The following is an 11,467-nucleotide window of genomic DNA, read 5'->3' on the forward strand; positions in this document are numbered from 1 at the left end:
CACCAGTAGGCGTCAACGACAGCGGTCCGCGACGACCGGCGGCCGTCCAGCGCGAGCGTAACGCGGGGGAGGACGGCCGCCGGGGTTTTGTCGATCACCTGTGACAGGCCGGGAACGCGGCGCGGGCGGGCCGCGCGGACCCCGGCGGCTCCTAGTCGAACACCCTGCCGAGCAGATACACCGCCGGGGCCGAGGCCGCGAGCGGCAGCGCCACGCCCGCCGTGAAGTGCACGAACCGGGACGGGTAGTCGTAGGCCGCGACCCGGTGCCCGATCAGCGCGCACACCGCCGCGCCCGCGCCGAGCAGCGCCCCCGACGAGCCGATGTCCGTCATCGCACCGGCCGCGAACCCGGCTCCGGCCGCCGCGATCAGCGCGACGGCCACGGAGGCGGGCGTCGGCAGCGGCAGCGCGCGGGCCACGACGGCGACCGCCACCGCGGCCGCGCCGACCGTCACGGCCTCGGCGCCGGCCACCAGGTAGCCGCCCGCGACGACGGCCAGGGCTGCCGCGACCACCGTCGCCATCAGGCCGTACATCCGCTCGTCCGGGTCGGCGTGCGACCTGAGCTGAAGGACGAGGGAGAGCAGCACCCACACGCCGAGCGTGCCGAGGAGCGCCGCCGGGGAGCGGTCCGACGCCAGCGCCGCCGCGTCCGCGGCCAGCGCGCCCGCGAAGCCCAGGGCGATGCCCTGCCGGGCGGGCCACATGCCGTTCAGCCGGAACCAGCCCGCCGCGGTGACGGCCTGGAGGGCGACCAGCGGGACGAGCAGCGCGTACGTGCCGACCGCGGCCGCGCCGGCGAGCAGCAGCCCGAGCAGCGCGGTGAGCAGGGCCGGCTGCATGCCCGGGTCGATGATCGGCGAACGCCCCTCGGCGCGGGCCCGCTGCGCGTCGGTGATCCGGGAGTTGCCGGCGAGGGTGGCCGGTCCGTACTCCGGTTCGTCCGTGGCGGCGGGGGTGGTGGGGGCCGCAGGGGCTGTGGTGGCCGCTCGGGCGACGGGGGCCGCGGGGGGCTCGTACTGCTGGGGCTGGCGCTGGGGCTGGTGGTGAGGCTGTGCGTACGGCTGGGGTTGGGAGGCGTACGTGTGCGGCTGCTGCCGGTACGCCGCTTGTGCCTCGTGGGGCTGCGGCTGCTGCCGGTACGCCGCCTGTGCCTCGTGGGGCTGCGGCTGCTGCGGGTACGCCGTCTGTGCCTGATGGGGCTGCGGCTGCTGGTGGTACTGCCCGGGCTGCTGGTGGTACTGCTGCTGCTGGGGCTGAGCCTGCTGCTGCTGCGACTCGGGCTGCGGCTGGTACTGCGGCTGCTGCCGCGCCTGCTGGGACTGCGGCTGGTACTGCTGCTGCGGCTGGGCGTACGCCTGCGCCCCCGGCCCGCCGCCGTACGCGTCGTCCCCCAGCGGGGGCAGGTACGCCGTCTCCTCCGCGGAGACCGGCGGCTGGAGCTGTGTCTCCCAGGTCTGGCCCTGCCACTGCTGCGTGTGCTGGCCGGCGTCCGGGTCGTCGTACCCCTGGCCGCCCTGCTGGTGCCCGCCGGGCCACACCTGGGCGTCGTACCCCTCGTGGCCCCCGTGGGGCCGATACGGCTGGTCGGTCATCGTCACCCTCCCGCGAAGGGCGGGAGCACCTCGACCGTGCCGCCGTCGGTCAGCGGGACCGTCTCGTGCGCGCGCTTGCCCACGGGGTCGCCGTCGACGAGGAACGAGCAGCGCAGCAGCACGCGCGTGAGTTCGCCGGGGTGGCTCTCGCGCACCGCGTGGAGCGCGTCGGCGAGCGTGTCCGCCTCGTACGACTCCTCGGCCACGCCTGCCGCGGCCTTCGCGGCGGCCCAGTAGCGCACCGTGACCTTTGCCATCTGGATCCTTCGTCGCCGGAGCCGATCGGCGTCGGTGCCGATCGGCAGTGAACACCGTCAGGCTAGCCCGCGCGCCGCACGGCCCAGTCGCCGATGCGGTGCAGCAGCTCCTCGCCGGAGGCGTGCTCGGCGTGGCCCATGCCGGGCTCCAGCCAGAGTTCGCCGTGGTCACCGGCCGCCTCGGCCAGCATCCGGGGGTGGTCGAGGGGGAAGTAACCGTCCCGGTCGCCGTGCACGACGAGCAGGGGCGTCGGCGCGATCCGCGGCACCGCCTCCACCGGCGACAGCGGCACCGGGTCCCAGTCCCGGTGGTGGATGCGGGTGCGCAGACCGTACCGGCCCACCAGGCGCCCGGTGGGGCGCATCACCAGCCAGTGCAGCCGGCGCATGGGGGCCGTGCCCCGGTAGTACCAGCGGGCGGGGGCGCTCACCGAGACCACGGCGTCCGTGCGGGCCGGGTCGTCCCGGCCGTGGAGCGCGGCGTGCCGCAGCACGACCGAGCCGCCCATGGAGAAACCGACGGTCACCACGCGCGCGTGCCCGAAGCCGCGCGCCCAGGCGACCGCCGCCGCCAGGTCGAGCACCTCGCGGTCGCCGACGGTCGAACGCCCGCCGGACGCGCCGTGCCCACGGAAGGAGAACGTGACGACGGCCCCGTGGCGCGCGAACGCCCTCGCGATCCGTCGCACGTGCGGGCGCCCGGCGTCGCCGGTGAACCCGTGCGCGACGACGAACACCAGGTCGGCGGCGTCCGCACCGGCCGCGCCGGGCTCGTACACGGCGTCGATCCGCACCCCGTCGGCGGTGCGCAGGAAGGTGCGCGCGGGTGTCCGGCGCGGGGTGCGTCCCGCCGTCCGCCGGGGTGCGTCGGGGCTCGGGCGAAGGGTGGCACGCGCCACATGACCTGCCGGACCGTTGCTCATGTCGGCTATTCTGCTGGGCAGAGGACTCGGGCGCCGTAGCCCCCGGGTCCTTTTGTGCTTTCGGGAGCGATCGCCGAGCGTTCACCTCCCGGACGCGCGGCGGGCCCCACGGGCACGGGATCCGCACCGTACGAAGCAGTGCCGTAAACGTCCTCGCAGGGACCGGGAGGAACCAGACGTTATGGGCGAGCGAACCGTGCAGGACCGTGAGACGACCCGGGCAGGTGGGCCGCGATGAGTTCTCTGCTGCTCCTGACCAACGCCCTCCAGCCCTCGACGGAGGTGCTTCCCGCCCTCGGCCTGCTGCTGCACAACGTCCGCGTGGCCCCCGCGGAGGGCGCCGCTCTCGTCGACACCCCCGGCGCCGACGCGGTCCTGGTCGACGGGCGCCGTGACCTCCCCCAGGTCCGCAGCCTGTGCCGGCTGCTGAAGTCCACGGGGCTGAGCTGTCCGCTGATCCTCGTCGTCACCGAGGGCGGCCTCGCCGCCGTCACCGCCGACTGGGGCATCGACGACGTGCTGCTCGACACCGCCGGCCCGGCCGAGGTCGAGGCCCGGCTGCGGCTGGCAGTGGGGCGCCGGCAGCTCGTCGGCGACGACTCCCCCATGGAGATCCGCAACGGCGACCTGTCGGTGGACGAGGCGACGTACTCCGCCAAGCTCAAGGGCCGGGTCCTGGACCTGACCTTCAAGGAGTTCGAGCTGCTGAAGTACCTCGCCCAGCACCCGGGCCGGGTCTTCACCCGCGCCCAGTTGCTCCAGGAGGTGTGGGGCTACGACTACTTCGGCGGCACCCGCACCGTCGACGTGCACGTACGACGGCTGCGCGCCAAGCTCGGCCCCGAGCACGAGTCGCTGATCGGCACCGTCCGCAACGTCGGCTACCGCTTCGTCACCCCGGAGAAGCCGGAGAAGCCGGAGCGGACCGCCGAGCAGGCCGGGGCGAACGCCGGGGCGCGGACGAAGGCGGACGCCGGGGCCTGAGCGCGGGCGTCCGGACCGAGGGCCGGTACTCCCTGCCCAGCGCGGGTCCATCCGCGTAGACTCCGCGCGTGGCGAAGGTGACTAGGGATGACGTGGCGCGGCTGGCGGGAACTTCGACCGCCGTCGTCAGCTACGTCATCAACAACGGACCCCGGCCGGTCGCACCGGCCACGCGCGAGCGTGTCCTCGCCGCGATCAAGGAGCTGGGGTACCGGCCCGACCGGGTCGCCCAGGCCATGGCCTCGCGGCGCACGGACCTCATAGGGCTGATCATCCCGGACGCCCGCCAGCCCTTCTTCGGGGAGATGGCCCACGCCGTCGAACAGGCCGCTTCCGAGCGCGGGAAGATGGTCCTCGTCGGCAACACCGACTACGTCGCCGAGCGCGAGGTCCACTATCTGCGGGCCTTCCTCGGGATGCGGGTCTCCGGTCTGATCCTGGTCAGCCACGCCCTGAACGACCTGGCCGCCGCCGAGATCGAGGCGTGGGACGCCCGGATCGTGCTGCTGCACGAGCGTCCCGAGGCCATCGACGACGTCGCCGTCGTCACCGACGACCTGGGCGGCGCCCAGCTCGCCGTGCGTCATCTGCTGGAGCACGGCTACCCGTACGTCGCCTGCATGGGCGGCACCGCCGAGACGCCGTCGGTCGGCGACCCGGTCTCCGACCACGTCGAGGGCTGGAAGCGGGCGATGCAGGAGGCCGGGCTCCCCACCGAGGGCCGGCTCTTCGAGGCGCCGTACAACCGCTACGACGCGTACAAGGTGGGCCTGGAGATCCTCGCGGGGCCACGCCGGCCGCCCGCGATCTTCTGCTCCACCGACGACCAGGCCATCGGCCTGCTGCGCGCGGCCCGCGAGCTGCGCATCGACGTCCCCGGCGAGCTGGCCGTGGCCGGCTTCGACGACATCAAGGAAGCCGACCTGGCCGACCCTCCGCTGACGACGGTCGCCTCCGACCGGTCGGCCATGGCACGCGCCGCCGTCGACCTGGTCCTCGACGACGGACTGCGGGTCGCCGGGTCGCGGCGCGAGCGGCTGAGGCAGTTCCCGTCCCGGCTGGTGGTCCGGCGGTCCTGCGGCTGCGAGTAGCCGCTCCGGGGCGCCCCGCGGGGGCGCCTTTATATCGGGCATACGAGGTTCTGCCGGGCTTCTCAGGCGGAACTCAGCAAGCTCTCATACGCGGGCGGGAAGCTCATGAACATGACCGAGAGCTTCCGCCGCAGCGGCGAGTACGAGAACGCGCATCCGTACGTGACCCTTCATGAGGGCGCCCGGCAGCACACCTCCTCGCCGGGCGGACCGACGGGTTCCGAGGGCCGGATGTCTCCGGCGGATCCGGTGAGCCCGGCGAGCCCGGTGGACCCCGAGTGGCCGCCTCCGCCGGCCCAGCCGCCGGCCGCCGCTGTGGCCGCGGGGCCCGGTGAGCCCGGCGGGCCCGGTGAGCCCTGGGGGTCCGACGAGGCCGGCGGGGCCGCCGGTGCGCCCCGGAAGCGGGCCCGGCGCAGGCCGGCCGCCCTGCTCGCGGCCGTGGCGATCGTCGCGGCGGCCGTCGGCGGCGGCACCGCGTACGGCGTACAGGAGCTGACCGGCGGCGACACCGTGGCGACCAGTGCCACGAGCACCACCGTGGTCCCCTCCAGCCAGAAGGGCACGGTCTCCGGAGTCGCCCAGGCGGTCAGCCCGAGCATCGTCGAGATCGGCGCCACCACGAACGCCGGTTCCTCCACCGGCTCCGGCGTGATCATCACCGGCGACGGCGAGATCATCACCAACAACCACGTGGTGTCCGGCGCCTCGTCGGTCAAGGTGACCACCAGCGACGGCCGGCAGTACACCGCGCGGGTCGTCGGGACGGACAGCAAGAAGGACCTCGCGCTGATCAAGCTGGAGAACGCCTCCGGCCTGAAGGCCGCCACCCTCGGCGACTCCGACGGGCTCCGGGTGGGCGACCAGGTCGTGGCGATCGGCTCCCCCGAGGGGCTGACCGGCACCGTGACCAGCGGCATCGTCTCGGCCCTGAACCGCGACGTGACCGTCTCGACGGACGAGGGCCGGCAGCAGCAACAGCAGCAGGGCGGTGGCTGGCCGTTCGAGTTCGGCGGACAGCAGTTCAACGGCGACACCGGGTCGTCCACGACGACGTACAAGGCGATCCAGACGGACGCCTCCCTCAACCCGGGCAACTCCGGCGGCGCGCTGATCGACATGAACGGCAACATCATCGGCATCAACTCGGCGATGTACGCGGCGGCCGGGTCCTCCTCGTCCGCCGACGCGGGCAGCGTGGGCCTCGGCTTCGCCATCCCGGTCAACACCGTCAAGGCGGACCTGGCCGCGCTGCGGGCGGGCGCCGACGGCTGAACGGGCCGCAGCCGAGGCGGACGCCAGAGCCGAGAGGAACGAGGAAAGCGCGGCAGAGCGCGGGAGTCCGCCGCCCCGCCGCACGGCCCCGGCCGGACGTGCGACGCTGAAGACACCGACGGCCCGTACCCCACCGCACCCCGAGGAACCCGAACCCATGAGCCCCGCAGAAGGCGACCGCGACCGTGACGTCCAGCGCATCCTGATCGTCGACGACGAGCCCGCCGTCCGTGAGGCCCTCCAGCGCAGCCTGGCCTTCGAGGGGTACGGCACCGAGGTCGCCGTCGACGGCGCCGACGCCCTGGAGAAGGCGGCGGCGTACCGGCCCGACCTGGTCGTCCTCGACATCCAGATGCCCCGCATGGACGGCCTGACCGCCGCCCGCCGGATCCGCGGCGCGGGCGACACCACGCCGATCCTGATGCTGACGGCCCGCGACACGGTCGGCGACCGGGTCACCGGCCTGGACGCCGGCGCCGACGACTACCTGGTCAAGCCCTTCGAGCTGGACGAGCTGTTCGCCCGCATCCGCGCACTGCTGCGCCGCAGCTCCTACGCGGCGGCGCTGGAGGCCACCGCCGGCGACGAGGACACCCTGACCTTCGCCGACCTGACCATGAACCTGGCGACCCGGGAGGTCACCCGGGGCGGGCGGCCGGTGGAGCTGACCCGCACGGAGTTCACCCTGCTGGAGATGTTCATGGCGCACCCGCGCCAGGTCCTCACCCGGGAGCAGATCCTGAAGGCGGTCTGGGGCTTCGACTTCGAGCCGTCGTCCAACTCCCTCGACGTGTACGTCATGTACCTGCGCCGCAAGACCGAGGCGGCCGGCGAGCCGCGGCTCGTGCACACGGTCCGGGGCGTGGGGTACGTACTGCGGCAGGGCGGCGCGGAGTGATCAGACGGTTCCGCAGCCTGCCGCTGCGCTCCCGGCTGGCGCTGCTGGTGGCGGCGGCGGTGGCGTTCGCGGTGACCGCGGCCGCGGTGGCGTGCTGGTTCGTGGTGAAGAACGTGCTGGTGAACTCGCTCGACGAGGCGTTGCGGGCGAACCGCATGAACCTCGCCCAGGTGACCCAGTACGTCAATCTGAACACCGGCCTGTGCGTCAACGACCCCAACGTGCACGAGACCAACCTCTTCAACTCGACCGTGCAGCTGCTGGACCGGCAGGGGCAGAGCTGTCTCATCATCGGCACCGAGAAGGTGGCCCTCACCAACGCCGACCACGCGGTGGCCGAGGGCCGGGCCGTCGACGCGCTGCACGACGCCACGGGGGCGGACGGCACCAAGTACCGCGTCTACACCTACACGGTGCGCGGCCTGCCGGGCGTCGCCGTCTCCGCGGCGCGGCCGCTCGGCGAGGTGAACAGCTCGCTCAACAACCTGGCCCTGGTGCTCGTCTTCGTCGCCGGGGCCGGCGTCGTCGGCGCGGGTGCCGCCGGGCTCTGGGTGGCCCGCGCCGGACTGCGCCCGGTGGACGAGCTGACGCGCGCCGTGGAGCACGTGGCCCGCACGGAGGACCTCACCGTCCGCATCCCCGTCGAGGACGACTCCGACGACGAAGTGGCCCGGCTCTCCCGCTCCTTCAACTCGATGACGTCCTCCCTCGCCAGCTCGCGCGACCTTCAGCAGCAGCTCATCGCCGACGCCGGGCACGAGCTGCGCACGCCCCTGACCTCCCTGCGGACCAACATCGAACTGCTGTCCCGCAGCGAGGAGACCGGCCGCCCGATCCCCGAGGCCGACCGCAAGGCGCTCCTCGCGTCGGTGAAGGCGCAGATGACGGAGCTGGCGGCGCTGATCGGCGACCTTCAGGAGCTGTCCCGCCCGGACACCGGCCAGCACGCCGGCAGGACCCGCATCCTCGCCCTCCAGGACGTCGTCGAGTCGGCCCTGCGCCGCGCCCGGCTGCGCGGACCGGAGCTGACGATCACCGCCGACATCCGGCCCTGGTACGTACGGGCGGAGCCGTCCGCGATGGAGCGCGCGGTGGTCAACATCCTGGACAACGCGGTGAAGTTCAGCCCGGAGGGCGGCACCGTCGACGTGCGGCTGGCCGACGGCGTCCTCACCGTCCGCGACCACGGGCCCGGCATCCCCACCGAGGAACTCCCGCACGTCTTCGACCGCTTCTGGCGCTCCCCCTCGGCCCGCGCCCTGCCCGGCTCGGGCCTCGGCCTGTCGATCGTGGCCCGCACGGTGCACCAGGCGGGCGGCGAGGTCACCCTGTCACCGGCCCCGGACCCGGCCGGCGGCACGGTGGCGACCGTACGCCTGCCGGGGGCACCGGTGCCGCCGCCGGACCTGGACACGACGGACGGGGACGCCTGACCCGGCGCCACCGTGACGCACGGCGGGCCCGCGACGGAGACGTTCCGCCACGGGCCCGCTGCGGGACGGACCGCGAAGCCCTACTTCACGACCGTGATCCGGTCCGCCGCCGGGGGCGCGATCGGGTCGGCCGGGGACGAGTTGGCCGTCAGGTACTGCTCGAGGGCCGTCAGGTCGTCAGCGCCGACCACCTCGCCGGTGCCCTGGCCCAGGGTGGTGAAGCCGTCGCCGCCGCCCGCCAGGAAGCTGTTCATCGCGACGCGGTAGGCGGCCGCCGGGTCGATCGGGGCGCCGTTGAGACGGATCGAGTCGGCGACGACCCGGTCCGCGCCCGTCTTCGTCAGGTCCAGGGTGTACGTCAGACCGGACGAGACCTGGAGGATCTTCGGCGCCTCCGCGTTGCCGCCGGTCACCTGCTCCTTGAGCGCCTGGATCAACTGGGCGCCCGTGTAGGTGCGCAGGTTCACCGTGTTGGCGAACGGCTGGACCGTGAAGCCCTCGGCGTACGTCACCACGCCGTCGCCCTCACCGGCCTTCGCGGCGTAGGTGAGCGGCGCCCGGATGCCGCCCGGGTTCATCAGGGCCAGGTCGGTCTCCGGGTCCAGCGACTTGCCGTAGGCCAGTTGCGCGTCGGCGATCAGGTCGCCGAGCGGGGACTCGGTGCCGTCGCGGTTGATGTCGCCGGAGATGTAGCCGATGGGCCGGTTGCCGATGGGGGCGGCCAGGGCGTTCCAGTCGCTGATCAGCCGGGTCATGTCCGGAGCCTTGGGGACGTCCCGCGTGACGACGTGGTTGGCCGACTTCACCGACGTACGGGCGATGTCGCCCGTCACGCGGTCGTACGTCAGCGTCGTGTCCGTGTAGAGGCGGCCGAAGGACGCGGCCGAGGTGACCATGCGGGGGTTGCCCGCCGGGTCCGGGATGGTGCACACGTACGCGTTGTGCGTGTGGCCGGTGACCAGCGCGTCGACCTGCGGCGAGATGTTCTTGGCGATGTCGACGATCGGGCCGGAGACGCCGTCGCCGGCGCCCGGGGAGTCGCAGTCGTAGTTGTAGGACGAGGAGGCCGGGAAGCCGCCCTCGTGGATCAGCGCCACGATCGACTTCACGCCCTGGCGCTGGAGCTCCTTGGCGTACTTGTTGATCGTCTCGACCTCGTCCTCGAACCGCAGGCCCTTCACGCCCTCGGCCGAGACGATGTTCGGGGTGCCCTCCAGCGTCACGCCGATGAAGCCGACCTTGACGTCGTTCCGCTTCCACACCCAGTAGGGCTTGAGGAGCGGCTTGCCGGTCTTCTCGTCGAGGACGTTCGCGGCGAGGTAGGGGAAGTCGGCGCCCTCGAACTCCTTGTCCGCGGCGCAGCCGTCGGTGGGGTGGCAGCCGCCGTTCTGGAGGCGGGCCAGCTCCTTGGCGCCCTCGTCGAACTCGTGGTTGCCGACGCTCGTCACGTCGAGGCCGAGCTTGTTCAGCGCCTCGACGGTCGGCTCGTCGTGGAACAGGCCCGACAGCAGCGGGGAGGCGCCGACCAGGTCGCCGCCGGCCGCGGTGACGGAGTACGGGTTGCCCTTGCGGGCCTCGCGCAGGTGGGTGGCGAGGTACTCGACGCCGCCCACCCCCTCGATCGTCTTCGTCGTGCCGTCCGGCTGGACTTCGGTGACACGGCCGGAGGAGCCCGCCGGGGGCTCCAGGTTGCCGTGCAGGTCGTTGAAGGACAGGAGCTGGACGTCCTGGTAGCGGCCCAGGTCGTAGCCCCGGTGGCTCTCGCCCGCGCTCGCCGCCCCCGGCAGGGCGGCGGCGGCGAGCGCCCCGACGGTCACGGCGCCGGCGGCGGCCGCGAGAAGGCGGTTCGTACGGCGTCTGCGGCGCGGTTGGTGCGACTGTGCTGAGGCTGGCATGCGCCCCCCTGTTGGGTCTGGCCTGCGGATCTGCGTGGTGCGAGCCGTCGAGGAGAGGGACGGCTCCGTCGGCGCAGCCTAGAGTCAACGCGCGTAGCGCGACAGGGGGTTCCGGGTTACATCCTGGTTGAGCTTCGTCGTCCCGTGCCGCCACTTTGCCCGGTCCGCCCCTTACCCTCGTACGCATGACCAGCGACGACACCGTGCGGCCCGGCCGCTCCCGCTCGATCGAGACCCTCGCCGCCCTCACCCCGGAGCAGATCGAAGCCGTCCTCGCCCTGCTCTCCGAGGCCGCCCGCAACGACGGGCAGCAGGCCGTGTCCGAACAGGGCCGGCTGCAACTGCGCGGTGAGGCCCGCGAGGGCATCTCGCACCTGCTGCTCACCCTGGACGGCGGTGAACTCGTCGGCTACGCCCAGCTCGAGGACACCGACCCGGTGGAGCCGCCGGCCGCCGAACTGGTCGTCCACCCCTCGTACCGGGGCCAGGGCCACGGGCGCGCCCTCGGCTCCGCGCTGCTCGCGGCCTCCGGCAAGCGGCTGCGGATCTGGGCCCACGGCGGCCACTCCGCCGCCCGGCACCTCGCCCAGGTTCTCGGGCTGACCCTCTTCCGCGAACTGCGTCAGATGCGCCGCCCGTTGGCCGGCCTGGACCTGCCGGACCCGCGCCTGCCCGAGGGCGTGAGCGTGCGCGCCTTCGTGCCCGGGCAGGACGACGCGGCCTGGCTCTCCGTCAACGCCGCCGCGTTCGCCCACCACCCCGAGCAGGGCTCCCTCACCCAGCGGGACCTGGACGACCGCAAGGCCGAGGCGTGGTTCGACCCGGCGGGGTTCTTCCTCGCCGAGCGCGGGGGCGAGCTGATCGGCTTCCACTGGACCAAGGTGCATGCCGAGGAAGGGCTCGGCGAGGTGTACGTCCTCGGCATCCGCCCCGACGCCCAGGGCGGCGGGCTGGGCAAGGCCCTGACCACCATCGGCCTGCGGCACCTGGCGGAGCGGGGCCTGCCCACGGCGATGCTCTACGTCGACGCGGACAACAAGGCGGCCGTGTCCGTCTACGAGCGCCTGGGCTTCGTCACCCACGAGACGGACCTGATGTACCGCACGGAGACGTGAGC

General features: G+C 73.4%; 10 protein-coding genes. 6 read left to right on the top strand and 4 right to left on the bottom strand.

What is annotated here, in order from left to right:
- Positions 1 to 151 precede the first annotated feature (151 nt).
- From ACH499_RS19515 to ACH499_RS19525, 3 genes are all read right to left on the bottom strand, one after another.
- A complete protein-coding gene (locus ACH499_RS19515; protein ID WP_399017148.1) occupies positions 152 to 1,597 on the bottom strand; it encodes a hypothetical protein in 1,446 nt (481 codons plus the stop codon).
- Between the two features lie 2 nt (positions 1,598 to 1,599).
- Positions 1,600 to 1,854: a MoaD/ThiS family protein gene (locus tag ACH499_RS19520; protein ID WP_365596559.1), complete on the bottom strand. Its 255-nt coding sequence runs from the start codon at positions 1,852 to 1,854 to the stop codon at positions 1,600 to 1,602.
- 62 nt (positions 1,855 to 1,916) lie between these two features.
- On the bottom strand, positions 1,917 to 2,777 hold the full coding sequence (locus tag ACH499_RS19525) for an alpha/beta hydrolase (protein WP_399017150.1): 861 nt from the start codon (positions 2,775 to 2,777) through the stop codon (positions 1,917 to 1,919).
- A gap of 234 nt (positions 2,778 to 3,011) precedes the next feature.
- Between ACH499_RS19525 and ACH499_RS19530 the strand changes: the two genes are divergently transcribed.
- From ACH499_RS19530 to ACH499_RS19550, 5 genes are all read left to right on the top strand, one after another.
- Positions 3,012 to 3,761 carry a response regulator transcription factor gene (locus ACH499_RS19530; RefSeq protein WP_399017152.1) on the top strand — a complete coding sequence of 250 codons (750 nt, stop codon included), beginning with the start codon at positions 3,012 to 3,014 and terminating at the stop codon, positions 3,759 to 3,761.
- A gap of 68 nt (positions 3,762 to 3,829) precedes the next feature.
- On the top strand, positions 3,830 to 4,852 hold the full coding sequence (locus ACH499_RS19535) for a LacI family DNA-binding transcriptional regulator (protein WP_356204331.1): 1,023 nt from the start codon (positions 3,830 to 3,832) through the stop codon (positions 4,850 to 4,852).
- 111 nt (positions 4,853 to 4,963) lie between these two features.
- Positions 4,964 to 6,124: a S1C family serine protease gene (locus ACH499_RS19540; protein ID WP_399017155.1), complete on the top strand. Its 1,161-nt coding sequence runs from the start codon at positions 4,964 to 4,966 to the stop codon at positions 6,122 to 6,124.
- A gap of 157 nt (positions 6,125 to 6,281) precedes the next feature.
- A complete protein-coding gene (locus ACH499_RS19545) occupies positions 6,282 to 7,022 on the top strand; it encodes a response regulator transcription factor (RefSeq protein ID WP_356204328.1) in 741 nt (246 codons plus the stop codon).
- Positions 7,019 to 8,455, top strand: coding sequence for a sensor histidine kinase (locus ACH499_RS19550; protein WP_399017157.1), 1,437 nt, complete (start codon positions 7,019 to 7,021; stop codon positions 8,453 to 8,455). The genes ACH499_RS19545 and ACH499_RS19550 overlap by 4 nt, the downstream gene beginning before the upstream one ends.
- Positions 8,456 to 8,535: 80 nt before the next feature.
- On the opposite strand, the gene ACH499_RS19555 is transcribed toward ACH499_RS19550, so the two are convergent.
- A complete protein-coding gene (locus ACH499_RS19555) occupies positions 8,536 to 10,350 on the bottom strand; it encodes a bifunctional metallophosphatase/5'-nucleotidase (RefSeq protein ID WP_399017159.1) in 1,815 nt (604 codons plus the stop codon).
- A 185-nt stretch (positions 10,351 to 10,535) separates the two neighbouring features.
- Here ACH499_RS19555 and mshD point away from each other — a divergent pair, with 185 nt between their 5' ends.
- Positions 10,536 to 11,465 carry a mycothiol synthase gene (mshD, locus tag ACH499_RS19560; RefSeq protein WP_399017161.1) on the top strand — a complete coding sequence of 310 codons (930 nt, stop codon included), beginning with the start codon at positions 10,536 to 10,538 and terminating at the stop codon, positions 11,463 to 11,465.
- The last annotated feature ends 2 nt before the right edge of the window (positions 11,466 to 11,467 follow it).

It is taken from the genome of Streptomyces sp. NPDC018947 (assembly GCF_044390505.1).
In the GTDB taxonomy this organism is placed as follows: domain Bacteria; phylum Actinomycetota; class Actinomycetes; order Streptomycetales; family Streptomycetaceae; genus Streptomyces.